This is a genomic window from Paenarthrobacter sp. YIM B13468 (assembly GCF_042788025.1).
GTDB classification, from domain to species: Bacteria; Actinomycetota; Actinomycetes; order Actinomycetales; family Micrococcaceae; genus Arthrobacter; species Arthrobacter aromaticivorans.
In genome coordinates this window covers 180,429-202,391 of sequence record NZ_JBHZPI010000007.1, presented here as the reverse complement: position 1 = coordinate 202,391, position 21,963 = coordinate 180,429, and the positions used below count along the sequence as shown (strand labels likewise).

The 21,963-nt window shown below is 61.3% G+C and carries 24 protein-coding genes and 1 tRNA gene; 11 read left to right on the top strand and 14 right to left on the bottom strand.

From position 1 onward, the window contains the following. Window positions 1-37: 37 nt before the first annotated feature. The 3 genes from ACFX4T_RS09300 to ACFX4T_RS09290 all read left to right on the top strand — a co-directional run bounded on the left by ACFX4T_RS09300 (window position 38) and on the right by ACFX4T_RS09290 (window position 2,177). Window positions 38-445, top strand: a complete 408-nt coding sequence (locus ACFX4T_RS09300; protein ID WP_216925324.1) for a DUF4383 domain-containing protein — start codon at window positions 38-40, stop codon at window positions 443-445. Between the two features lie 44 nt (window positions 446-489). After that, complete coding sequence (locus ACFX4T_RS09295) at window positions 490-1,080, top strand: hypothetical protein (protein WP_377651549.1); 591 nt, start codon at window positions 490-492, stop codon at window positions 1,078-1,080. 77 nt (window positions 1,081-1,157) lie between these two features. Further along, a complete protein-coding gene (locus ACFX4T_RS09290; RefSeq protein ID WP_216925326.1) occupies window positions 1,158-2,177 on the top strand; it encodes a PHP domain-containing protein in 1,020 nt (339 codons plus the stop codon). 79 nt (window positions 2,178-2,256) lie between these two features. Here the strand turns inward: ACFX4T_RS09290 and ACFX4T_RS09285 are convergent, their stop codons facing one another. After that, window positions 2,257-3,888, bottom strand: a complete 1,632-nt coding sequence (locus ACFX4T_RS09285) for a cation acetate symporter (RefSeq protein ID WP_223948518.1) — start codon at window positions 3,886-3,888, stop codon at window positions 2,257-2,259. Further along, complete coding sequence (locus ACFX4T_RS09280) at window positions 3,885-4,265, bottom strand: DUF485 domain-containing protein (protein WP_216925327.1); 381 nt, start codon at window positions 4,263-4,265, stop codon at window positions 3,885-3,887. Before ACFX4T_RS09280 ends, ACFX4T_RS09285 begins: the two co-directional genes overlap by 4 nt. Before the next feature lie 242 nt (window positions 4,266-4,507). On the opposite strand from ACFX4T_RS09280, the gene ACFX4T_RS09275 reads away from it, so the two are divergent. The 5 genes from ACFX4T_RS09275 (at window position 4,508) to ACFX4T_RS09255 (ending at window position 9,058) form a co-directional block, all read left to right on the top strand. After that, window positions 4,508-5,710: a sensor histidine kinase gene (locus ACFX4T_RS09275; RefSeq protein WP_377651548.1), complete on the top strand. Its 1,203-nt coding sequence runs from the start codon at window positions 4,508-4,510 to the stop codon at window positions 5,708-5,710. A gap of 22 nt (window positions 5,711-5,732) precedes the next feature. Continuing rightward, window positions 5,733-6,452 (top strand): LytTR family DNA-binding domain-containing protein, encoded by a 720-nt coding sequence (locus tag ACFX4T_RS09270; protein ID WP_216925329.1) that lies wholly within the window; start codon window positions 5,733-5,735, stop codon window positions 6,450-6,452. Then, window positions 6,449-6,811, top strand: a complete 363-nt coding sequence (locus ACFX4T_RS09265; RefSeq protein ID WP_216925330.1) for a hypothetical protein — start codon at window positions 6,449-6,451, stop codon at window positions 6,809-6,811. Before ACFX4T_RS09270 ends, ACFX4T_RS09265 begins: the two co-directional genes overlap by 4 nt. Further along, window positions 6,808-8,274 carry a cation acetate symporter gene (locus ACFX4T_RS09260; protein WP_216925331.1) on the top strand — a complete coding sequence of 489 codons (1,467 nt, stop codon included), beginning with the start codon at window positions 6,808-6,810 and terminating at the stop codon, window positions 8,272-8,274. Before ACFX4T_RS09265 ends, ACFX4T_RS09260 begins: the two co-directional genes overlap by 4 nt. Before the next feature lie 61 nt (window positions 8,275-8,335). Next, window positions 8,336-9,058: a hypothetical protein gene (locus ACFX4T_RS09255; RefSeq protein WP_377651547.1), complete on the top strand. Its 723-nt coding sequence runs from the start codon at window positions 8,336-8,338 to the stop codon at window positions 9,056-9,058. Window positions 9,059-9,071: 13 nt separating this feature from the next. Here the strand turns inward: ACFX4T_RS09255 and ACFX4T_RS09250 are convergent, their stop codons facing one another. The 6 genes from ACFX4T_RS09250 to rpsB form a co-directional block, all read right to left on the bottom strand. Then, window positions 9,072-9,656 (bottom strand): DivIVA domain-containing protein, encoded by a 585-nt coding sequence (locus ACFX4T_RS09250; RefSeq protein ID WP_223948515.1) that lies wholly within the window; start codon window positions 9,654-9,656, stop codon window positions 9,072-9,074. A 21-nt stretch (window positions 9,657-9,677) separates the two neighbouring features. Beyond that, window positions 9,678-10,613: a phosphatidate cytidylyltransferase gene (locus ACFX4T_RS09245; RefSeq protein WP_223948514.1), complete on the bottom strand. Its 936-nt coding sequence runs from the start codon at window positions 10,611-10,613 to the stop codon at window positions 9,678-9,680. Further along, window positions 10,613-11,170, bottom strand: a complete 558-nt coding sequence (gene frr, locus ACFX4T_RS09240) for a ribosome recycling factor (RefSeq protein ID WP_216925335.1) — start codon at window positions 11,168-11,170, stop codon at window positions 10,613-10,615. Before frr ends, ACFX4T_RS09245 begins: the two co-directional genes overlap by 1 nt. A gap of 117 nt (window positions 11,171-11,287) precedes the next feature. Beyond that, window positions 11,288-12,025: a UMP kinase gene (gene pyrH / locus ACFX4T_RS09235; RefSeq protein ID WP_216925336.1), complete on the bottom strand. Its 738-nt coding sequence runs from the start codon at window positions 12,023-12,025 to the stop codon at window positions 11,288-11,290. 121 nt (window positions 12,026-12,146) lie between these two features. Then, the gene (gene tsf / locus ACFX4T_RS09230; protein WP_216925337.1) at window positions 12,147-12,983 is read right to left on the bottom strand and encodes a translation elongation factor Ts; all 837 of its coding nucleotides are present in this window, start codon (window positions 12,981-12,983) and stop codon (window positions 12,147-12,149) included. Window positions 12,984-13,104: 121 nt separating this feature from the next. Further along, a complete protein-coding gene (gene rpsB / locus ACFX4T_RS09225) occupies window positions 13,105-13,947 on the bottom strand; it encodes a 30S ribosomal protein S2 (protein ID WP_216925338.1) in 843 nt (280 codons plus the stop codon). 409 nt (window positions 13,948-14,356) lie between these two features. Between rpsB and ACFX4T_RS09220 the strand changes: the two genes are divergently transcribed. Further along, the gene (locus ACFX4T_RS09220) at window positions 14,357-14,848 is read left to right on the top strand and encodes a M23 family metallopeptidase (protein ID WP_377651546.1); all 492 of its coding nucleotides are present in this window, start codon (window positions 14,357-14,359) and stop codon (window positions 14,846-14,848) included. Window positions 14,849-14,888: 40 nt separating this feature from the next. On the opposite strand, the gene ACFX4T_RS09215 is transcribed toward ACFX4T_RS09220, so the two are convergent. The 6 genes from ACFX4T_RS09215 to ACFX4T_RS09190 all read right to left on the bottom strand — a co-directional run bounded on the left by ACFX4T_RS09215 (window position 14,889) and on the right by ACFX4T_RS09190 (window position 20,233). Further along, on the bottom strand, window positions 14,889-16,079 hold the full coding sequence (locus ACFX4T_RS09215) for an acyl-CoA dehydrogenase family protein (RefSeq protein ID WP_377651545.1): 1,191 nt from the start codon (window positions 16,077-16,079) through the stop codon (window positions 14,889-14,891). Window positions 16,080-16,342: 263 nt separating this feature from the next. Next, window positions 16,343-16,416 (bottom strand) — tRNA-Ile (locus tag ACFX4T_RS09210). Between the two features lie 83 nt (window positions 16,417-16,499). Beyond that, window positions 16,500-17,696 (bottom strand): glycosyltransferase, encoded by a 1,197-nt coding sequence (locus ACFX4T_RS09205; protein WP_377651543.1) that lies wholly within the window; start codon window positions 17,694-17,696, stop codon window positions 16,500-16,502. A 110-nt stretch (window positions 17,697-17,806) separates the two neighbouring features. Next, window positions 17,807-18,712 (bottom strand): DMT family transporter, encoded by a 906-nt coding sequence (locus tag ACFX4T_RS09200; protein WP_377651542.1) that lies wholly within the window; start codon window positions 18,710-18,712, stop codon window positions 17,807-17,809. After that, window positions 18,712-19,335 (bottom strand): CDP-alcohol phosphatidyltransferase family protein, encoded by a 624-nt coding sequence (locus ACFX4T_RS09195; protein WP_223948510.1) that lies wholly within the window; start codon window positions 19,333-19,335, stop codon window positions 18,712-18,714. Before ACFX4T_RS09195 ends, ACFX4T_RS09200 begins: the two co-directional genes overlap by 1 nt. A gap of 49 nt (window positions 19,336-19,384) precedes the next feature. Then, window positions 19,385-20,233, bottom strand: coding sequence for a phage holin family protein (locus tag ACFX4T_RS09190; protein WP_223948509.1), 849 nt, complete (start codon window positions 20,231-20,233; stop codon window positions 19,385-19,387). Between the two features lie 176 nt (window positions 20,234-20,409). Here ACFX4T_RS09190 and ACFX4T_RS09185 point away from each other — a divergent pair, with 176 nt between their 5' ends. Both ACFX4T_RS09185 and ACFX4T_RS09180 read left to right on the top strand, forming a co-directional pair. Next, entirely contained in the window at window positions 20,410-21,639 is a 1,230-nt protein-coding gene (locus ACFX4T_RS09185; protein ID WP_216925345.1) for a multidrug effflux MFS transporter, read from the top strand. Window positions 21,640-21,698: 59 nt separating this feature from the next. Next, on the top strand, window positions 21,699-21,878 hold the full coding sequence (locus tag ACFX4T_RS09180) for a glycine zipper domain-containing protein (RefSeq protein ID WP_216925346.1): 180 nt from the start codon (window positions 21,699-21,701) through the stop codon (window positions 21,876-21,878). The last annotated feature ends 85 nt before the right edge of the window (window positions 21,879-21,963 follow it).

Sequence of the window (21,963 nt, the reverse complement as noted above, 5' to 3'; positions counted from 1 at the left end):
CGGGAAAGCCCCGGCCATCACCGGAAGGTTCGGACCAATGCGTACTTCGCCCAATCGCTTGATCGCCACCATCTTCGGAGCCGTATACCTCTTGGTAGGCGTGCTCGGATTCTTCGTCACCTCGGGAACCGGGTTCTTCGCCACTGAGGGTGCCAATCTGATCATCTTCGCGGTGAACCCGCTGCATAACGTTATTCACCTGGCCATCGGTGCCGCCCTGCTCTATGCGGGCATGAACGGTGTCACGCTTTCCAAATCCGTCAACACGGCTGTGGGCGGCGTCTACCTGCTGGTGGGTATCCTCGGGCTGTTCCTCGTTGGGACTTCACTGAACATCATCGCCCTGAACGGGGCAGACAACGTGTTGCACCTTGCCAGCGCCGTGGTGCTGCTGGGCGTTGCCCTCTCCCAGGACAAGGCCGTCGTCGTCTCCGCCCGCGCCTGATCGCGGAACCACGTAACCCAAAGACCTAGTCCAAGGAGAGGGCCATGGCAGGAGAACAGCACCCCACCCTGAAAGCAGCCACCCTGTTGTTCGTCTACTTCGCTGCCATGGCTGGCGGGATGGTGGATCTTTCCATCGCCGCCGGGTACCTGACAGCAACGGATGCACCTGGATTGATGGTTTCCGGAGTAGTGGCCCTCGCGGCCGGACTCGCCTTCCTGGCTTGGTCACTATGGGGGCTCCACCGGAACTCCCTTGTCTTCCCGCGGCTTGCGCTTCCCGCCCTGGCAGCGGCAGCCGCGGCCCATATCGCCGTCGTCATATGGAGCGTGGCAACTCCTGGGCGCTCGCTTGATGTGAGCCATCTTGCCGCCTTTGGCCTGTCCCTGATGGCACTTGGCGGGGGCGGCTGGTTGGGACGGCAACAAAAGACCAACGACGGCGGCGCCCACGGCCTGCCAAGGACCGGGCGGCTTCTGGCAGCCGCGTTCGGAGCCGCCGTCGTTGTTGCTTCAGTGGCCACGCCGGGATTGGCGGCATCGATGGCGGGCCAGCACGCGGTACCCCATGGGGAGCACGCCAAGGCTCCTTCCGAAGGGACACATCCGGGGTTAACTCCAAGCCGCCACCACTAAGTGACGTCCCCGGAACAGGGCGCTCCATCAACATTGCCCACTGTTGATGGAGCGCCCGCTTCGTGGATCATGGAGCCATGGATCCCGTTGAGGCGCTCGAAGAAATCTCCTTTTGGTTGGAACGCGGCCAAGCCCCCTCCTTCAAGGTCCAGGCCTTCAGGAAAGCGGCCGACGCCGTTCGGCAGCTTCCGCCCGACGAGTTGGCCAGGCTCATTCGGAACGGAAGAGTCACCAGCCTGAAAGGTGTTGGGGACCGAAGCGCGGAAGTCATTACCCAGGCTATGGAAGACAGGGTGCCCGATTATCTGGCCGACCTTCGCGAGCGTGGGGCCGAATCCTTGGCGTCCGGCGGCGACACCCTCAAGGCAGCGTTACGCGGTGACCTGCACAGCCACAGCAACTGGTCCGACGGCGGCTCGCCGATTGAAACCATGGTGGCTGCCGCCAAAACCCTGGGCCGTGAATACCTTGCCCTCACTGACCACTCCCCCAACCTGACCATCGCCAACGGCCTCAGCGTAGAGCGCCTTGAAAAGCAGCTCGGTGTGGTGGAAGGGATCAACGCGGATCAGGACGGCTTCCGTTTACTCAAAGGCATCGAAGTGGACATCCTGGAGGACGGGACCCTGGACCAGACGCCGGAAATGCTGAACCGGCTGGACGTGGTGGTGGCCAGTGTCCACTCAAAGCTGCGCTCGGACAAGAAGACCATGACCAAGCGGATGCTCGGCGGAATCAGTGATCCACACACGAACGTCCTGGGGCATTGCACTGGCCGTCTGGTCCAAGGATCCCGCGGCACCCGGCCTGAGTCCGAATTCGATGCCGTCAAGGTCTTCACTGAATGTGCCGAGTGGGGTGTCGCCGTCGAAATCAATTCACGGCCGGAGCGGCAGGACCCTCCGGACAACTTGATTAAGATGGCTCTGGACGCCGGCTGCCTGTTCAGCATCGACAGTGATGCCCATGCCCCTGGCCAACTCGATTTCCTCCAGTACGGCGCCGAACGCGCCGAGTCACTTGGCGTGCCGAAGGAACGGATCGTCACCACATGGCCACTGGAACAGCTGAAGGAATGGCTCAGCCTCAAGAAGTGATTTAGCGTTGGCATGCCTGAGGGCTCCCCCGCCGCTTGGCAGAAGGAGCCCCCGTGTTTGGCCTTAATCCTTGCTGAACTTAGTGGTCCACCGCTTTCTCGGCGCCGATACCTGTCAGCGAGCGGACTTCCATCTCCGCTTGCTTGGCCGGATCCTCGAGGCGCTTGTCCAGGACAGTCCCCAGCCAACCCAGGAGGAAAGCAAGAGGGATGGACACGATGCCAGGGTTGCTCAACGGGAAGAACGCGAAGTTGGCTCCCTGGATCATGGAGGTCTTGGCGCCTGAAACCACGGGCGAGAACGTGATGAGCAGAATGGCAGAGGCCAGGCCGCCATACATGCTCCACACGGCGCCCTGAGTGGTGAACCTCCGCCAGAACAAGGAGTAGACGATGGTGGGCAGGTTCGCCGAGGCTGCCACGGCGAAGGCAAGGGCCACCAAGAATGCGACGTTCTGGCCGTTGGCGAAGATGCCGCCCAGGATGGCCAGGATACCGATGACTACTACGGTCCGACGGGCTACCTTGACCTCTGTAGTGGCGTCGGCTTTGCCCTTTGAGATGACGTTCGCATAGATGTCGTGGGCAAAGGAGGCTGCGGCGGTGATGGTCAGTCCAGCCACGACGGCAAGTATGGTGGCGAACGCGACTGCTGAGATGAAACCGAGCAGCAGCGGACCGCCGAGGTGGAAGGCCAGCAGGGGTGCAGCAGAGTTAACGCCACCCGGGGCCGATTTGATGGTGTCCGCTCCAACCAAAGCTGCAGCACCGTAACCCAGCACCAGCGTGAACAGATAGAACAGGCCGATCAGCCAGATCGACCAGACCACGGACTTGCGTGCTTCCTTGGCGGTGGGAACCGTGTAGAAACGCATCAAAACGTGTGGGAGGGCAGCTGTGCCCAGCACCAACGCCAAGCCCAGGGACATGAAATCAAGCTTGGACGTCTCCGTCTTGCCATACTGCAGGCCCGGGTTCAGGACCGCCGGGTTGTTGGCGGCTTCGGCCGCGGAGCCGAGCAGGTTGGAGAGATTGAAGCCGTAAATCGCCAGCACCCAGGCAGTCATGACTGCGGCTCCTGCGATCAGCAGGATGGCTTTGATGATCTGCACCCACGTGGTGCCCTTCATGCCGCCGATGAGGACGTACATGATCATCAAGGCGCCGACGACGATGATCACCAAAGCTTGTCCGCCCCAGTCGCTGATGCCCAAGAGGAGCGAAATCAAGCTGCCTGCTCCCGCCATTTGGGCGAGGAGGTAAAAGAAGCAAACTGCAAGGGTTGAGAGGGCGGCCGCGATGCGGACCGGCCGCTGGCGCAGCCTGAACGACAAGACATCGGCCATGGTGAACTTGCCGGTGTTGCGCAAGAGTTCGGCCACGAGGAGCAACGCCACCAACCAGGCGACGAGGAAGCCGATTGAGTAGAGGAACCCGTCATATCCGTTGATCGCAATGGCGCCCGTGATCCCGAGGAACGAGGCCGCGGAAAGGTAGTCGCCGGCAATCGCTGTGCCGTTCTGTGAACCGGTGAAGGAACGGCCTGCCGCATAGTAGTCGGCCGCGGTCTTGTTGTTCCTGCTTGCCCGGAAGACGATCACCATGGTGACCGCCACGAAGAGGGCGAAAATGCCCATATTGAGGAGCGTCGTGTCCTTCAATGCCGCGACGTTGACCGCGGGGACAAGGGTGCTGATGTGGTTTGTGTTCATTTGGCTGCCCCGCGGATCACATTGCCATCCTTATCGAACTGGTGGCCCTCGATCTCATGGCGGATACCAGCCGCGATCGGGTCCAGCTTCCTGTTGGAGTAGCTCACGTACCACGCTGTGATGCCGAAAGTGGTGACGAATTGGAGCAGCCCAAGGATCAGGCCAACGTTGATGTTGCCCCAAACTTTAATGGACATGAAGCCGACGGCGTAGTCGGCCAAGAGAACGTAGGCGAAATACCAAAGCAGGAACGCCACTGCCATCGGGAAGACAAAACTGCGGTGCCGCTTTCGCAGCGTCTTGAACCGTTCCGTCTGCTGGACTTCCTGGAAGTCCACGGACGCCGTTGCGTCCTGGGGTTGGGCCTCATTACCCATGGTTCCTCCTGATTGTGATGTGTCCACATCAGCTCCACACGCCTTGCCAATGTGACTGCAATCACTATCCGTCGGCCGGTGCCGGCGGTTCCAGAGAACCAGCGGCCAGCGTCGCCCAGCGGTCAGGATGCTGCGCCGAACGGTGGGATGTGAGACAACGTTGGGAAAAACCCGGTGGGATGTGAGAGAAGGTTGGGGGAAACGGCGCAGGAAGTGAGAGAGCATCGGGCTACGCTGGCTCTATGCCTGACTCCCCGCTTTTCACAGCAGCCGCGATCGCCGTGATCGTGCTCGCCGTCGCCGTCGTCGTGGGTGTTGGGCTGAAGGTGATCCGTTCCTTCCGGGACCTTGGCACGGATGCTGAGCGGGCCACGTACAACACACTCCATGCAGCCTCACGTGCGGGACAGCATCTGCGTGGCGGCCTGCACGCGGCGGGCGCCGCCAAAGCCAGCAGGCAGCTGCGAATGCTCCTGGGCTGCGACGCGTTGGCCATCACGGATACCGATTCGGTCCTTGCCTGGGATGGGGTTGCCGAGGAATTGCGGCCTTCCCTCATGCGCCTCGCCTCGGACGTCCTGGCGACAGGGCGGACTGCCGTGGTGCCCCACGTCGGGCCTCCGGCGCCCGCAAAATCCGAGCACGGCCACCACGAATTCAGCGCCGTTATTGCCCCCATCCGTGCCGGTTCCAAAGTGGTCGGATCAGTGGCAGCGCTGGCGCCTGCAGCCGGAGCCGGGCTGGTAAGGGCAACCAGCGAAGTAGCTGACTGGATTGCTGCCCAGCTCGAGCTGGCGGAGTTGGAGGCTTCCCGGACCCTGCTGATGGAGGCCGAAGTCCGGGCGCTTCGTGCCCAGATCAGCCCGCACTTCATTTACAACTCCTTGAACGCGATCGCTTCCTTCATCAATACGGATCCCGCCCGGGCAAGGGAGCTCGTGGTGGAGTTCGCCGACTTCACCAGGTACTCCTTCCGAAGGCACGGCGACTTCACTACCGTGGCCGAGGAACTGCGCTGCATTGACCGCTACCTCCTTCTGGAACGGGCCAGGTTCGGCGAGCGCGTGCAGGTCAGCCTTCGGATCGCACCCGAAGTGCTGAGCACGGTCATACCGTTCCTTAGCCTGCAACCGCTGGTGGAGAACGCGGTCCGCCATGGCCTTGAAGCGAAGGAAGGTCCTGGACATATCACCATTTGTGCCAACGATTCCGGCGCGTTCGCTGAGGTCACCATCGAGGACGACGGCGTGGGGATGGACCCGGAGCACCTGCGGTCCGTACTTGCCGGACATACAGACGGCGAGCACGTGGGTTTGCGGAACGTCGATGCGCGCTTGCGGCAGGTCTATGGGGACGAGCACGGCCTCGTCATCGAAACAGCCCCTGGCGAGGGGACGCTGATCACCATGCGGGTCCCCAAATCCCAGCCGGGACATGACGCCTGACACACGGGGCTAATCTTTAATCATGATCAACGTGCTCGTCGCTGACGACGAACTGCCTGCCGTGGAGGAGCTCGCTTTCCTGCTGGGGCAAGATGCGCGCGTCGGCACTATCCATCGAGCCTCGTCCGGGGGCGAGGCTTTGCGGATTTTGGAACGGGAGTCCGTTGACGCCGTGTTTCTTGACATCCATATGCCGGCCCTTTCCGGTTTGGACATCGCCCGCGCCATCGCGCGCAGCAGCAGCCCGCCCGCCGTCGTGTTTGTCACCGCTGATGAAGACTGCGCGCTTGAAGCCTTCGACCTCGCGGCCATCGACTATCTCCTCAAGCCGCTCCGTGCCGAACGGCTGGCACGTTCCGTGGACCGGATCAGCGAGCTGATCAAGGACGGCGCTCCTGCTCCCGAAATGATCACGGTGGACCTGGGAAGCACCACCCGCATGATCCGTCGCGATGATGTCAGCTATGTGCAGGCGCAGGGCGATTACGCCAGGTTGCACACGGCCGAAGCCAGTTACCTGATCCGCGTCCCGCTCAGCGACCTGGAACAGAAGTGGGCCGAAGCCGGTTTCATCCGGATCCACCGCAGCTACCTGATTGCCTTGGACCATGTGGGCCATCTGAAGCTCTCTGCGACCGCCCCCAGCGTAAGGGTGGCCGGTGCGGAGCTGCCCATTAGCCGGCGCCACCTGCCATCGGTGCGGGACAAGCTGCAATCCACCCGCATCCGGCCACAAGGATGACGCGCGTTCGGGTCACGGCACCACGCCAATCAGCGAAACCAGTTCCCCTCCGTTTCCCCTACGGTGGCGAAGTCCCCGAGGATTCGGACGTGGGACGCGTTTTCGTCCGTTCCCTTATCCGCTCTCAGTTGCGGCTCGCCCTGGTGGTGGCGTGCGGCTTCCTGCTGATCCTTGCCGCGTTCGCCATGTTGCTGGTCTTCGGGCCAGGGGTGGCTGAGACCAGGATCCTGGGCATTCCGCTCGACTGGCTGTTGCTGGGGCTTGGGATCTATCCTGTGATCGGCCTGAGCGCCTGGCTCTACAATCGTGCGGCCGCCCGCAATGAAGCCCGATATCGGGACCTTGTGGAGGACAAGTGAACCCTGCGGTTGGCCTGGTCGCCTTTCTGGCAGTTTCGATCACGACGGCGGTCATCGGCTTCTATGGGCTGCGCATCTCACGCACAACGGGAGACTTCTACGTTGCCTCACGCACAGTCCCGCCGTGGTGGAATGCCTCAGCGATTGGCGGCGAATATCTGTCCGCCGCGAGCTTCCTCGGAGTCGCGGGACTGATCCTGCTATCCGGAACCGACGCCTTGTGGTTCCCTGTTGGATACACCGCGGGCTACCTCATGCTGTTGCTTTTCGTTGCCGCTCCCCTGCGGCGGTCCGGCGCGTACACCATCCCTGACTTCACGGAGGCGCGCCTGGATTCGAGGATGGTTCGGCGCGTCACGAGCTTGGTGGTGGTGGCCGTCGGTTGGCTGTACATCGTGCCCCAGCTTCATGGCGCTGCGCTCACCATCCGCATCACCACGGGACTGCCGTCGTGGGTAGGTTCGACGGCGGTGGTGCTGGTGGTGTGCGTCACGGTGGTAGCGGGTGGGATGCGGTCCATTACCTTCGTCCAGGCTTTCCAGTATTGGCTCAAGCTGACTGCGTTGGCCGTTCCTGTCATATTCGTGCTCCTGGTGCTTGCTGGAAACGACACCCCGCACCAAGCCCAACTTCCCGTCAATCCCACTGGTCAGCCGGCCACCAGCGCCTACCAGAACATTTCGCTCATGGTGGCACTGCTCTTCGGGACATTGGGCCTGCCGCACGTCCTGGTCCGGTTCTACACAAATCCCGACGGACAATCGGCACGGCGCACCACCCTGATCGTCCTTGGACTTCTCTCGGTCTTCTACCTCTTTCCCACGCTTTCCGGGGCGGTGGGCAGAATCTTCGCCCCGGAACTCGCGCAGTCCGGACAAGCCGATGCCCTGGTCCTGCTGTTGCCCGGCAAGCTCGTGGGAGGAACGGCCGGTGAACTCCTTTCAGCACTCGTAGTCGCCGGCGCCTTCGCCGCATTCCTGTCAACCACGTCCGGGCTGGTGGTTTCGCTCTCAGGTGTCATCAGCCAGGACCTCTTTGGAGGAAGCGTCCGTGGATTCCGCCTCGCAGCGCTGCTGGCCGCCGTCGTGCCTTTGGGTTTTGCTTTCACGACAGACACCCTTGCCTTGGCGGGGAGTGTTGGACTCGTCTTTGCCTTCACGGCCTCCACCATTTGTCCCGTGCTGCTGCTGGGAATCTGGTGGCGTGGGCTGACTGATGCCGGCGCAATTGCAGGGATGGTGACGGGTGCGCTGCTATGCGGCGGGGCAATGGTGATTGGCACTGTCATGGGCCAGGGCAACGCTCCTGCCTGGCTGGCCCAACCGGCTGCATGGACCGTACCCGCTGCTTTCGCAGTGACTGTGGCCGTCTCCGTCTGGACCAAGAACCGTGTGCCGGCTTCCGTGAACCGCGTGATGTCCCGCCTGCACGTTCCAGAACGGCCAGTGGCCACCGAACGCTAACAGACTGCAGGGGAACCGGCCGCCTGTTGTCCGCGCATAGGGCAAGGTGGACAATGACGCCATGTCCGAAGAACCGGGTACTGCCAACCCCGAACCGCCGGTGAATCCGACTGCCCCATCCCCGCCGGAGGCTGAGCAACCAGCGGTTTCCTTAAGCATCCGGGCCCAGTTGCTGGCCACCGAACACTGGAGCCTGCTTGCTTCAAGGAGCACCACCCAAGGTGAGGTCCTCACACGCATCAGCATGTTCCTGACCTTCACGTCAGCCAGCCTGCTGAGTGTGGCCCTCGTGGGTCAGGCAACGCAATTCTCCGAAGCCTTCAGGGCATTCGCCCTGACCATCCTCACCATTGACCTTATGGTGGGGCTCCTCACCCACATACGCGTCATGAGCGTCGGGATGGAGGATCTGATGTACGTCATCGCCATGAACCGGTTGCGGGCCGCATATGTGGACCTGGACCCTGGCGTGGCGAGGTACCTTATGGCTGGATCCCACGACGACGAGGAAGGTTCGAAACGTACCTACTACTTCTTCGGCGGTAGGAAGGACTTCAGCCAGGTAGCTGGCAGCAGCATGGTATTCATGGCGACCGTAAACGCAGCCCTGATCGCCTTGTTGGTGGGCTCGGCACTGTTGGTTGCAGGACTCCCAGCCGTTGTCGCGGTAAGCGTCGCCGTAGTGGCAGCACTGGCTTTTTTCGCTACAGCGCTGGCCCGTGGAAGGCGCCGCTACCTCGATGCATGGAAGAACAACCCACCCATCTCTCCAACGCCACGGTAGTTTTCCGGACTTCCTAGTCGATGGCCGCCATCAGTTCAACCACACGGTCAAGGAATGCATCCACCTGGGCTTCTTCGTAGCCTTCATCCCCCTTGGCGGCGCGGAAGACTGCACGGCGAACCGTGTCCACGCTGAGGGCCTGATCGTGCTCCAGGTAACCGATGAGTTCGGCACAGAGTGCATCCACGTCCTGGACGTTGTAGCTGCGGACTTTCTTCTTGGCCGGGCGGCGGAATCGTTCGCCATCGGGCCGGTGCAGCCTTCCGCGAAGGATGCCGGAGAGCTTACCGATCTGCCGCAGCCAGGCTTCCTCGCCCTTCTGGCTGATGAGATCGTCCCGTTCCCGCCGTGCGAAAGCGTCTTCAAGCCGATCCAACGCGGCGTCGACGCTGTTGGCGTCGTAGCCACCCTTCACCGGGTCAAAAGCTACATCCCGTACATCCGTGCTGGCCACTTGATCGGCGGCACCCACAGGGTTCTCGAAAGAAGCCCTGGCACGGCTAAGGAACGCATCCACTTGCTTGGCGTTGTAGCCATACTTGCTGCGCTCAACGCGATCGAACGTTGCGGGAATCTGGCGACGAATATCCAAAGCCACTAATTTTCCTTCATCGGGTTGTCAGACGCCGCTCAGCAGCGCGAACAGAACATAGGCTACAGGGGCCGCGAAGACGATCGAGTCCAAACGGTCCATGACACCACCGTGGCCGGGAAGAATGCTGCTCATGTCCTTCACGCCAAGTTCGCGCTTGACCATGGACTCGGCGAGGTCTCCCGCCGTTGAAGCAGCAACCATGCCGGTAGCCAGCACCAGGCCAACCCACCACGGTTTGTCCAACATGAGGACACACGCGAGAACACCAATGATCATGGCTCCCGCGACAGAACCTGCAAATCCTTCCCACGACTTTTTGGGACTGATTTTCGGTGCCATGGGGTGCTTCCCGAAGGAGGCGCCCACGATGTAACCGAACGTGTCATTCGATACGACCAGGAGCAGCATGGTGGCAATCTGCCAGGCTCCCCCTGGAATGCCGTCGGGCCATAAGCCCACTGGAGTCGCGCCACCGCTTGCATGCAGCGGGAGCGCTGCGAAGCTGATCAGGAACGGTACCCAGGCGAGAGTGAAGACACCCGCAAAAACGCTGCGGGGAGCCCCTGCTGCACTCTCGATGGAGCGCCACAGCAACACTGCGACGCAGCTTGCCGTCATGGTGAACAACAAGCCTTCCAAACCGCCAAAGTAGGCGGACACCGGCATCACCAGCGTGCCGATCATCACGGGGATGATCGGCATCCTGGTTCCTTGGGCCTCAAGGGCCCTGAAAACTTCCCAAACGCCCAGCACCGCAAACGATGTGGTGAGCAGGACGAATCCAAGCGGAAGGAACAGCAATCCCCCAAGAACGGCGAAAAGCATGGCAAGCCCGACGCCGATGGCAGCCGGAAGATTGCGGCCTGCCTTCGGCGTCGGGTTCCCCCGCAAACGCCTGACGCGTTTGCTCGTATCGCGTGTCGGGACCCTCCCAGCGGGTGCCGGCTCTGCCTGGTTCATTAGACCTCGAGCAGCTCGGCTTCCTTGCGCTTGAGCAGTTCGTCAATGCTGTCGACGTGCTGCTTGGTGATGGCGTCGAGTTCCTTCTCGCCGCGCGAACCTTCGTCCTCGCCGGCGTCGCCGTCCTTGACGAACTTATCGATCGCGTCCTTGGCCTTGCGGCGGATGCTGCGGATCGAAACCTTGGCGTCTTCACCCTTGCCCTTGACGATCTTCACGTATTCCTTGCGGCGCTCCTTGGTGAGCTCCGGGATGGTGACACGGATGATGTTGCCGTCGTTGGAGGGGTTGGCGCCAACTTCGGAGTCGCTCAAGGCTTTCTCGATGTCACGCAGTGCCGTCTTGTCGTACGGCGTGATGAGGATGGTCCGGGCGTCCGGAACTGCGAAGGATGCGAGCTGCTGCAGCGGGGTGGGTGTTCCGTAGTACTCCACGATCACCTTGTTGTAGAGCCCGGGGTTCGCCCGGCCCGTACGGATCGAGGCGAAATCTTCCTTGGCTACCTCAACCGCCTTGTCCATCTTCTCGCCGGCTTCGAGCAAGGTCTCTTCGATCACGGGTTTCTCCTCAGAAAATAGTCGCTGCCCAACTGCGGGCGGCAATGCACGTTACAGGAATGCACAGTAAAGATCCGCCACGAGGGGCGGACGGTCCTAGAAATATCCTAGCCGCTGCTAGGGAGTAACCAGGGTTCCCAACGTTTCACCCAGGATGGCGCGGGTAACGTTGCCCTCGCCCTCCATGCCAAAGACCACCATGGAGAGGTTGTTGTCCTTGCACATGGTCATGGCTGTCTGGTCCATGACACGGATGTCCCGGCGCAGGGCGTCGTCATAACTGAGGACATCAAGCTTTTCGGCGGAGGAATCCTTCTTGGGATCAGCGGTGTAGACGCCATCCACACCGCTCTTTGCCATTAGTACGACGTCGGCGTGGACTTCGAGCGCGCGCTGTGCAGCTACCGTGTCCGTGGAGAAGTACGGCAGGCCGGCACCTGCACCGAAGATGACTACGCGGCCCTTTTCCATGTGGCGGATGGCCCGGCGCGGAATGTACGCCTCTGCCACCTGGCCCATGGTGATAGCGCTTTGGACGCGGGTTTCAACGCCCGCTTGCTCCAGGAAGTCCTGCAGCGCGAGGCAGTTCATGACCGTGCCAAGCATGCCCATGTAGTCCGCGCGGGAACGGTCCATGCCGCTCTGGGATAGTTCGGCTCCGCGGAAGAAGTTTCCACCGCCAACCACAATGGCTACTTCAACGTCAGGGACGGCAGCAGCGATCTGCTTGGCAATAGCGCGGACGGTTTCAGGATCGACGCCGAGCTTGCCTCCGCCGATGACCTCGCCGGAAAGTTTCAGAAGTACACGGCGGCGGGTCTTCTCGGGCTGGATTGCAGTATTGACGGTTTCCATGGTGCCTTCCCGTTGGTGGACTCTGGCTAGATTATCGTGCTGTGGGTCCGCGCAGATACTACCCGGACGGGTGCATGAAAAAGGGGCGGCCACCGAAGTGACCACCCCTTTTCATGAATTACTAGTTTCCGACGCGGAAACGGGATACTGCGGTTGCCTTGACGCCGGCTTCTTCGAGGACCTGTGCAACGGTCTTCTTGGAATCCTTGGCGAATGCCTGGTCAACCAGGACCTCACCCTTGTAGAAGCCCGTCACGCGGCCTTCGACAATCTTGGTGAGTGCAGCTTCCGGCTTGCCTTCAGCCTTGGCAGTCTCTTCAGCGATGCGGCGCTCGGACTCGACCAGTTCGGCCGGGACGTCCTCGCGGGTCAGGTAGTTCGGAGCCATGGCTGCCACGTGAACGGCGATGTCGTGTGCTGCGGTGGCAGCGGCTTCGCCTTCACCGTCAACAGCGAACAGGACGCCGACCTGTGCAGGCAGGTCCTTGGAGGTCTTGTGCAGGTAAGCGTCAACCGTGGTGCCCTCAACGCGGGAAATACGGCGGACAACAACCTTTTCGCCGAGGACAGCGCCCTCTTCGATGACGACCTCGGACAGCGGCTTGCCGTCGACCTCAGTGGCCAGCAGGGTTTCGAGGTCGGCAGCGCCGGACTCGACTGCAACGTTGAGAACCTTGTCAGCCAGCTGGATGAACTTGTCAGCCTTGGCGACGAAGTCGGTCTCGCAGTTGACCTCGATCATTACGCCCACGCCGCCGGTAACCGTGGCAGCAACCAGGCCCTCAGCGGTGGAGCGGCCTTCGCGCTTGGTAGCGCCCTTGAGGCCCTTGATACGGATGATCTCGATGGCCTTCTCGGCGTCACCGTTGGCCTCGTCAAGAGCCTTCTTGACGTCCATCATGCCGGCGCCGGTGCGCTCGCGCAGGGCCTTGATGTCAGCAGCAGTGTAGTTCGCCATGTGAACCCCTCTGTCTAGAAAGTTGTGTGTTTACGGACTGACAGGACGGCAGCCCACCGTGTGGGCCGCCATCCTGTCAGATGCCCCCGATGCCGTTTCCGGCCTCAGGGAAGGTCCAGATTTACTTGGCTTCTTCGGCTTCGCCAGCTGCAGCTTCAGGAGCCTCGGCAGCCTCGGCGGCCGGAGCTTCTTCAGTCTTGCTGCCTTCGAGGAGCTCGCGCTCCCATTCGGCCAGCGGCTCTTCCGGAGCCTCGGTGGTGCCGGTGGCGCGCTGGTTGCGGGCGATGAGGCCCTCAGCAACGGCGTCGGCAACAACGCGGGTGAGCAGGTTCACGGAGCGGATGGCGTCGTCGTTGCCCGGGATCGGGAAGTCAACTTCGTCCGGATCGCAGTTGGTGTCCAGGATGGCAACAACCGGGATGTTCAGCTTCTTGGCTTCGTCGACAGCAAGGTGTTCCTTCTTGGTGTCAACAACCCACAGAACAGAAGGAGCCTTGGTCAGGTTGCGGATACCACCGAGGTTGGACTCAAGCTTGGTGAGTTCGCGCTTGAGGAGCAAGAGCTCCTTCTTGGTGTAACCGGAGCCGGCGACGTCCTCGAAGTTGATCTCTTCGAGTTCCTTCATGCGCTGGATACGCTTGGCGACGGTCTGGAAGTTGGTGAGCATACCGCCCAACCAACGCTGGTTCACGTACGGCTGGCCAACGCGGGTAGCCTGCTCGGCAATTGCTTCCTGAGCCTGCTTCTTGGTGCCGACGAACAGGACGGTGCCGCCGTGGGCGACAGTAGCCTTGACGAACTCGTAGGCGCGGTCGATGTAGGACAGCGACTGCTGGAGGTCAATGATGTAGATGCCGTTGCGCTCCGTGAAGATGAAGCGCTTCATCTTCGGGTTCCAACGACGGGTCTGGTGTCCAAAGTGGACGCCGCTGTCAAGCAGCTGGCGCATAGTTACGACGGGCATGCCGGCGCTCCTTCCGGCAGGTCATTCATGAGAGAGCCCATGGGGCTGCTCTTACCCTGCCAATAGTTGACGGTTGTTTAGCCTTTGCCCGGACGGGCGCGGCTCCTGGCATCCATTGCACTTCTCATCCGGAGTGGGGCCGAAAGGCTCAACCGGACCGCAAGAGGCACAATCCTCTGCAGCCTAAAGCCAAGAGGCTTCGCTGGTGGAGGGCTGGATACGCGTAGTCAGCTCTGGACCCTCACATATCTGAATGAGACATGTTCCTGAATTAGCTTGAGGGCACAGCAAACTGCTCCACCAAGTGTACTACAGCGGCACCACTCGTTTGACCGCCCGAACGCGGATGTTGTCCACATAGGACAGCCCGGGGATGGCACGGCAGGACGGGAGCGGAAAGCCTTGGTACATGCCCATTATGAAGCTCTCCATATCCACTCTTGTCCTCGCCGTGACCATGGCCGGAATCCCCGGGGCGACGCCGGCGGACGAGCGATGGAGCTGGCCCCTCTCCCCCAAACCCGCCGCCCTTCGGACGTTCGACCCGCCGGACAAGCCGTGGCTAAGCGGACACAGGGGCGTGGACATCGGGCCAGCGTTCGACGGCGCTCCGGTCACCGCGCCGTCCGATGGCGTGGTGACCTTTGCCGGCGTCGTGGTTGACCGTCCGGTCCTGACGATCGATCATGGCGGGGGCTTACGGAGCAGCTTTGAGCCGGTGACCAGTGATCTAAAGCCCGGAGATACCGTGCGCAAGGGCCAGGCAGTTGGCTCCCTGGCCCCCGGACACTGCAGCGCCACCGCTTGCCTACATTGGGGCGTCCGCCGTGGCGAGGATTACGTCAACCCTTTGGGATTCGTGGAGGACCTGAGGCCATCCATTCTGCTACCGCTGGAATAGCCGCGATGGAATAGACCGCATCGGAACAGGAGCCCGGCACCTACACGATGGCCGAGACCCCTGTGATAGCCCGTCCAGTCACCAGGGTGTTGATCTCGTGCGTGCCTTCGTAGGAGTAGATGGCCTCGGCATCGGAGAAGATCTTGGCCATTTCGTAGTCCGTGACAATGCCATTGCCGCCCAGGATTCCGCGGCCGAGGGCAACACTTTCCCGCATGCGTGCGGTAGTGAACGCCTTCGCCAAGGCTGACTGCTCGTCCTTTGCAACCCCGGCATCCTCAAGTTGTGCCAAACGCACCATCATGCCCATTGATGCGACTGCATTGCCCAGGATCTGAACCAACTGGTTCTGCACCAACTGGAAAGCCGCCAGGGGCTTGCCAAATTGCTGGCGCTGCACCGCGTAGGACCGGGCCACATCGAAGGCAGCGAGCTGGAGCCCCACGGCTTGCCAGGCTACGGCGAGCCGGGTCACCTTAAGGACTTTGTTGGTGTCGCGGAAGCTGTTGGCGTTGGCCAGCTTGAAGAAATCCGGCACCACGACATCGTCCAGAATGATGTCCGCGTTCTGAACAGTACGCAGGGAGATCTTGTTCTCGATCTTGCTTGCCGAGTAGCCGGGCAGCGAGGTGTCCACGAGGAATGCCTTGACCTGGTTGTCTGCCACATCCTTGGCGTAGATAACCACCCAGTCGGAGAACGTGGCGTTTCCGATCCATCGCTTGGCCCCGCTGAGGATCCAGTGATCCCCATCGCGCCGTGCGGTGGTCCGGGTACCACCGGCCACATCGGAACCACCCAGAGGCTCGGTCAAACCGAACGCACCGATCTTCTTCAGGGAGTAGATGTCCGGAAGCCAGGCATCCTTCTGCTCCTGGGAAGCAAGGGCTTCGATAGAGCCGGTGAACAGGCCATCATGCACGCCCATGAACGTGGCAATGGAAGCATCGGCGCGGGTCACTTCCGCATGGAGGATGCCAGCGAACAGGTTCGAATATCCCTGCCGGCGCACGGGGCTGATGAGGTCGATTTCCGCCAACTTGGGGATCAGCTCCATCGGAAATTCGGCGCGATTCCAGCAATCCACGGCAATAGGTTTGACCTCGCGGGCCAGGAACCCGCGAACCTCGGCCAGGCGGTCTTGCTCCTTGCCCGTCAGCATCTGCTCAAAGGCGTAGAAGTCACCATCGGCATAAGGGAGATTATTGGCATCGAATGCAGCGTTGGACATTTGCGCTCCTTCAAGGGTGGCCACCTGCGACCACGTCACGGCCCCGGAAGTTACCGGCGAGTAGTAAGTTACTGATCAGTAACATACCGCAGTTCCGCGGTTCACTGCAACGGGGACAAATGAAACTTGGACAAACGATGAGTGCGGCGTTGAGGATCGTGGCGACATGCCGGCCGCCCGTCACGTGCCGGCAGCGGCGGCGGAAAACGCAAAGGGAGCCGTGGCTGACGTATGAAACGCCAACCACGGCTCCCGTGTAAAGGTAGGGCTACTCGGACTTGAACCGAGGACCTTAGGATTATGAGTCCCGCGCTCTAACCAGCTGAGCTATAGCCCCGTGACGCCCCTCCGGCCGCTAAGAAGCAGCAGTTGAGGCAAATGCACTCTAGCAATACTAATAGCTACTTAAGAGTGCTTTTGTCACACCACCATGTCCTCGTACGAAGCCCCGCGGTAGAGGTCCTCGAATGTCTGGAGGGTGCCGTTGATGCTGTGCGGCTCCACCATCTCGCGGCTCACCTTGCCCATGGCATTTAGTTGGTCTTCGGGAAGCTCCACAAGCTTGGTGATCTTCGCTGCGAGCTCCGTGCTGTCGTTCGGTGTGAAGAGGTATCCGTTTTCGCCGTCGCGGACCAAGTGCGGGAGTGCCATGGCATTGGCCAGCAGCACAGGAGTGGAAGCAGACATGGCTTCGAGCGTCACCAACGATTGAAGTTCTGCAGTGCCTGGCATGCAGAAAATGTCGGCCTTGATGTAGGCCTCGCGCAGTTCTTCATCGCTTGCCAGTCCAAGGAATTTCACCCGGTCCCCCAAGCCAAGCTTTGCCACCTGTGCTTCCAAGGCAGGGCGGACTTCCCCGCCGCCCACGATCTCGAGGTGGACGTTGAGTTCGCGCGGGGTCTTGGCGATGGCGTCGATCAGGACATTGACGTGTTTCTCTTCCGCAAGCCGTCCCGCGAAAAGAACCGTGGGATGGGCATGGGGTTCGATCGTCTCACCCGGCTGCAGCTCATAGGCTGCGGAATCAATGCCATTGGACAGGGGCAGGACCTTACGGAGGAACGCGTGCTGGTGCATGGCCTTGGCCGCCAGCGGTGTGGGTGTCGTGACGACGTCGGCCTGGCCCATCACCTTGCCCATGTCCTTCCAGGAGATGCGCCCCACGATGTCCTTGAACCACTGCGGGAACGGAAGGAACGGGTTCAGGTTTTCAGGCATGAAGTGGTTGGTGGCAATAATTCTGATGCCACGCTTCACGGCCTCGTAGAGTACGTGCTCGCCAATCATGTAGTGGCTTTGGATGTGCACTACGTCCGGTTGGACTTTGTCGAACAGGAGACTGATTTCCTTCTTGATTTCCCAAGGGAAGCAGATGCGGAAGTATTCGTGCGTGAACACCCCATGCGAGCGGAGGCGGTGGACGGTTGCCTCGTCACGGAACTCGGTGTAGCTCTTGCCCGTGTCCGGACGGCAAGCCAACACGTGCACGTTGTGTCCGCGCGCCGTCATTCCCTTGGCCAGACGGTAGCCGAACTGCGCAGCACCGTTTACGTGCGGCGGGTAGGTATCCGCCGCGATCAGGATGGTAAGGGGTTTGTTGGTGTCGGGAATGGTCACGTGGAGAACTCCTGATGGTCACGGTGCGGAACAGCCTTGAACGGGTCAATGCTGTGGTGTCGCCGGGTTGCCGGACCGCTGGGAAGCGGTGGCGCAAGTTAAAGCTTTGCCTAGGCCTTCCGGCTTACAGCCGCCTTCGCGTCCTTCTTACGCTTGGTGACTTCCGGATGGTGCCGGCTCAAGGCAATAACCCCCACGATAGCAAGGGAAGCTGCAGCGGCCATGCTGATTGCCATCACAGGCTGGACATCGGGACGAAGCTCACCAAGGATAACGATGCCAATGGCGATGCCCACCATGGGGTCCACCACGGTCAGTCCGGCAATAACCAGATCCGGAGGGCCGCCTGAATACGCGCTCTGGACGAACCAGGAACCAAGGCCCCCGGCGGCCGCGATGGCAATGAGCGTGTACCACTGCACATTGAGCAGGAACAGGCCGTTGGGATCCAGCAGGTGCTTGCCGATGATCCGGGTTAGGACGGCAACGAAGCCAAACAGTACACCCGCTCCCAAGATGTATATGAAGGCGCTCATGCGGTGTTTGAACACCACCGCAAGGGTGCCGAAAAGCCCCACAGCCAGGGCCAGGAGCAGCACGATTGTCAGTTCGTCTTCAGCATTAACGTGATGGTTTTCCTGCGTGACGTTAACTGCCAGGAGTACGAACAAAGCGGATCCGGTGACGCAGGCGGTAATGGCAACCACGGTGGCGCGGTTGATGCTCAGGCCTTGGTCCTTGGCGTTGACCACGGTGGTAATGACCAGTGCGATCGCACCAATGGGCTGCACCACGGTCAGGGGTGCCGATACGAGGGCGATCGCGTTCATCACCATGCCAAGGCACAACAGCAAAAGCCCAAGCATCCATCGTGGATTGCGCAGAAGCCGCAGGAACCCGTTGGAGCTCAGTGCCAGTCCGCCGGTATCGGCCTTTACCGCGCTTCCCTGGCGTTGGGCACCAATGGCAAGGAAAAAAGCGCCAAGTACGGCAAGGAAAACCGCCAGCCACACCATCAGCCGTGTCCGCCGTCGTTGGCCCGCAGTTCTTTGCCTTTACGCAGGATGGCCCAGTAGTAGTTGTAGGCCGCAATCCAGTGGCCCAGCAGGCCGAGGCCGAGGAAGACCCAAGCTGCGGCGAAGTAAGCGTCGGTGTATGAAACCGGCAATTTGGAAAGTACCAGCAATGGCGTGCCCACTAGCAGGAGCCCTGTGCGGATCTTGCCGATGATGCTGACAGGAAGGTCCGGATGGCTGCGGAAGTAGATCAGCGAGGCAATCGCAAGAATGGCGTCAGGCACAACAAGCGCGGCCAGATACCACCACTGCACGACGCCGGCGATCGCCAACGTGATCGCAACGGCTATGAGCGCGGCCCGGTCCGCCATGGGGTCCAGGATCCTGCCCAACTTGGACGTTTGGTTGTAGCGGCGGGCGATATAACCGTCCACCCAGTCCGTGCTGCCCATAATGACCAGGACGAGGACGGCGAAGCCATATTCCTTCTGCCACAGGACCAACCACACAAAGAGCGGGACGCCCATGAAGCGCAGAACCGTGAGCACATTGGGAACAGTAAAGACGAGGTCGTGGTCCACCTGGGGACGGTCCGGATGCGAACCAGCACCGATGAACCTCATGGTGTCCCCCTTTCCTCTTCTCCAGTGTGTGCGGTACCGCGGCAGGCTGCTACTTCTTCAGCAGCTTCCGCAGGGCAACCACGAACACCACAGCCGCGGCGGCGAAAGCAACGAGGTCCTTCCATCGGGAAGCAAGGCGACCGGTGAGGTCCTCGGGAACGGCCTCGCCAAGGTCAGCGAACTTCGCGGAAGCAAAGTCCTTTCCCTCCTGGAGTTTCATGGTGGCTGTTCCCAGCAAAGCCTGGCCCTGCTTTTTGACGTCCAACTGCTCGCCAAGTTCATCGCGCACGCCGGTGAGGTGTTCGCGCCGTTTGTTCAGGCGCAGGCGGAGTTCTGCCTCTGTGGGCGCCTTGGCGGCGTCCGCTTCCTTGGCAGCTTCCTTTGCAGCCTTTTCTGCCTTCGCCTTCTCGGCGGCAGCTTCCTTGGCGGCTTTCTCCGCCTTGGCAGCGGGCGAATTGGGATCGAGGATCGATTCATCGAAGGCCGAGCCTTCCTTCGCAATTCCCAGATCGTGCTTGAGCCCGCGGATGGTGTCTTCAGGGATCAAAGGCATGGCCTTCTTGAACTTGGCGACCCCGATCAAGGCTCCGAGCGCGACGATCACAAGAAAGACCGCCGCAACGATCAACGCTGCAAGCCAGCCCGGCATGATGGTAGCCAAACCAAGAATCGCGGCCACCACCAGCGCGATGACCAGGAGCGCCATGAAAACAAGGGCTACGCCAAAGAAGGCACCGGCCACCCCAACCTGGGTGGCCTTGCGCTTGAGTTCCACCTTGGCAAGGGCGATCTCATCGTTGAGTTGCCTGGGAGCCAAACGGGCAACGAGCTTGAGGGTCTTCGGCAAAGTACGGATGGCTGGTCGCGTGCTGGTCCGGCCGGTGTGACGTCCACTCATTGGGTTCCGCCTAACTGCTTCCTCTGGGCATCGTGTCGGGCGAACGCGGCCGGAAAAAGATCGCCGCGGGCACCTGTCCTCAAAACTATCATTCAGGTTCCGGCTCAACTTTCGCCGATGACACCGCGGCGCGCCTGACGTAGCTGCATAAATATGATGTGACGGCCATAGGATAGATGATCGTGACCAATCCAATTGCTCCGGGCGATTCCCTGAGCCGACGCGAAAAGCTTGTCTACATTGTCCTTCTCGGTGCCCTGACTGCCCTGGGGCCCTTCACGGTGGATCTCTATCTTCCTGCGTTCCCTGCATTGGAGGAGAGTTTTGGCGTATCAGCCACGGCGATCCAGCTGACGCTGACCGGCACCACCGTTGGGTTTGGCCTTGGACAGTTGGTGGTTGGTCCCTTCAGCGACAAGTTTGGCCGTCGCCTGCCCTTGATCCTCGCCACCGCCCTGCATATTGGATCATCGTTGGGCGCTGCGTTGGCTCCGGACATTGGATTCCTGTCCCTCTTCCGTGTGCTCATGGGTATCGGCGCCGCAGGTGGGGGCGTCGTTGCGATGGCCATGGTCCGGGACCTGTTCCACGGCTATTCGATGGTCCGTATGTTCTCCCGGATGTCCTTGGTCAACGGGCTGGCCCCGATCCTGGCCCCAATCATCGGTTCGCAGCTGCTGCTGGTGTTCCCGTGGCCCGGCATCTTCTACTTCTTGGCCTGCTACGGCACGTTGGTGATACTGGCCGCGATCTTCTTTATTCGCGAAACCCTGCCGGCGGAACGGCGCGGGAAATCCACGGTCACGGTGCGGCAGCGGTACAAGACCGTACTGACGGACCGGATATTCGTGGGCATGTTGATGGTAGGCAGCCTCAACTTCGGTGGTTTGTTCGCCTACCTCTCCGCCTCCACCTTCCTTTTCCAGAACATCTATGATTTCTCTCCCCAGGAATACGGCCTCCTCTTCGGCGTCAATTCGCTGGGCATCGTGGCGGGCGTCCAGATCAGCTCAAGGTTGATCCGGCGCGTGGCTCCCCAGTGGATCGTGGCCGGAGCCACAGTGTTCATGCTGCTCATGGCGGCCCTGATTATCGTGCTCGATCTCCTGCACGTGGGTCTCTGGGGCATCCTGATTCCGCTGTGGTTCTACATTTGCGCTACGGGCTTCCTGTTCCCCTGCGTCCAAGTCCTCTCCTTGGCGAACCATGGAGCCCAGGCGGGGACGGCGGCATCGCTCCTGGGCGCAGCACAATTCATGATGGCGGGCATCGTCCCCCCTGTTGTGGGCTGGCTGGGTGTCGATTCTGCGGTACCCATGGGCGCGGTCCAGGCTGTCTGCATCACCGGAGCGATCGCCGCACTGTGGCTGGTGGTCCGGCCCCGGACTGTACCGTCAATCCACTAGCACTGTCCCGTCAATCCACTAGTACGGCTTTCCCCAGAACTGGACCATAGGCTGTGACCATGACCAAGAAACCGCACCGCAACGGTAGGGGCCTTTTCCTCGGGGCCGTGCTTGGCGCCGTCGTCGGGGCGCTGTTGGGCCGCCTGGCCGGGAGTGCACTGTTCGGGGCGATACTTGGCGCCGTCATTGGAGCGGCCCTGCTGTACCGGGTGAACCCTGGCCCCTGGAATAGGGACTAAAGTCCCCGTGTAAGCCCTCCCCTTAGGCCGCCTGGCAGGGCAGAATGGTGGCCAGCCGGGGGTTTCCCCCGCTTCGCCGGTGAAG

Excerpts from the sequence above, each read along its gene's own strand:
- ACFX4T_RS09280 (WP_216925327.1), bottom strand. The coding sequence starts at position 4,265 with ATGGGTAATGAGGCCCAACCCCAGGACGCAACGGCGTCCGTGGACTTC.
- ACFX4T_RS09290 (WP_216925326.1), top strand. The coding sequence starts at position 1,158 with ATGGATCCCGTTGAGGCGCTCGAAGAAATCTCCTTTTGGTTGGAACGC.
- ACFX4T_RS09265 (WP_216925330.1), top strand. The coding sequence starts at position 6,449 with ATGACGCGCGTTCGGGTCACGGCACCACGCCAATCAGCGAAACCAGTT.
- rpsB (WP_216925338.1), bottom strand. The coding sequence starts at position 13,947 with ATGCCCGTCGTAACTATGCGCCAGCTGCTTGACAGCGGCGTCCACTTT.
- ACFX4T_RS09185 (WP_216925345.1), top strand. The coding sequence starts at position 20,410 with ATGATCGTGACCAATCCAATTGCTCCGGGCGATTCCCTGAGCCGACGC.
- ACFX4T_RS09270 (WP_216925329.1), top strand. The coding sequence starts at position 5,733 with ATGATCAACGTGCTCGTCGCTGACGACGAACTGCCTGCCGTGGAGGAG.
- ACFX4T_RS09275 (WP_377651548.1), top strand. The coding sequence starts at position 4,508 with ATGCCTGACTCCCCGCTTTTCACAGCAGCCGCGATCGCCGTGATCGTG.
- ACFX4T_RS09300 (WP_216925324.1), top strand. The coding sequence starts at position 38 with ATGCGTACTTCGCCCAATCGCTTGATCGCCACCATCTTCGGAGCCGTA.
- ACFX4T_RS09295 (WP_377651549.1), top strand. The coding sequence starts at position 490 with ATGGCAGGAGAACAGCACCCCACCCTGAAAGCAGCCACCCTGTTGTTC.
- ACFX4T_RS09195 (WP_223948510.1), bottom strand. The coding sequence starts at position 19,335 with ATGAGGTTCATCGGTGCTGGTTCGCATCCGGACCGTCCCCAGGTGGAC.
- ACFX4T_RS09200 (WP_377651542.1), bottom strand. The coding sequence starts at position 18,712 with ATGGTGTGGCTGGCGGTTTTCCTTGCCGTACTTGGCGCTTTTTTCCTT.
- ACFX4T_RS09190 (WP_223948509.1), bottom strand. The coding sequence starts at position 20,233 with ATGAGTGGACGTCACACCGGCCGGACCAGCACGCGACCAGCCATCCGT.
- ACFX4T_RS09180 (WP_216925346.1), top strand. The coding sequence starts at position 21,699 with ATGACCAAGAAACCGCACCGCAACGGTAGGGGCCTTTTCCTCGGGGCC.
- ACFX4T_RS09245 (WP_223948514.1), bottom strand. The coding sequence starts at position 10,613 with ATGAACCAGGCAGAGCCGGCACCCGCTGGGAGGGTCCCGACACGCGAT.
- ACFX4T_RS09255 (WP_377651547.1), top strand. The coding sequence starts at position 8,336 with ATGTCCGAAGAACCGGGTACTGCCAACCCCGAACCGCCGGTGAATCCG.
- ACFX4T_RS09215 (WP_377651545.1), bottom strand. The coding sequence starts at position 16,079 with ATGTCCAACGCTGCATTCGATGCCAATAATCTCCCTTATGCCGATGGT.
- ACFX4T_RS09285 (WP_223948518.1), bottom strand. The coding sequence starts at position 3,888 with ATGAACACAAACCACATCAGCACCCTTGTCCCCGCGGTCAACGTCGCG.
- pyrH (WP_216925336.1), bottom strand. The coding sequence starts at position 12,025 with ATGGAAACCGTCAATACTGCAATCCAGCCCGAGAAGACCCGCCGCCGT.
- tsf (WP_216925337.1), bottom strand. The coding sequence starts at position 12,983 with ATGGCGAACTACACTGCTGCTGACATCAAGGCCCTGCGCGAGCGCACC.
- ACFX4T_RS09220 (WP_377651546.1), top strand. The coding sequence starts at position 14,357 with ATGCCCATTATGAAGCTCTCCATATCCACTCTTGTCCTCGCCGTGACC.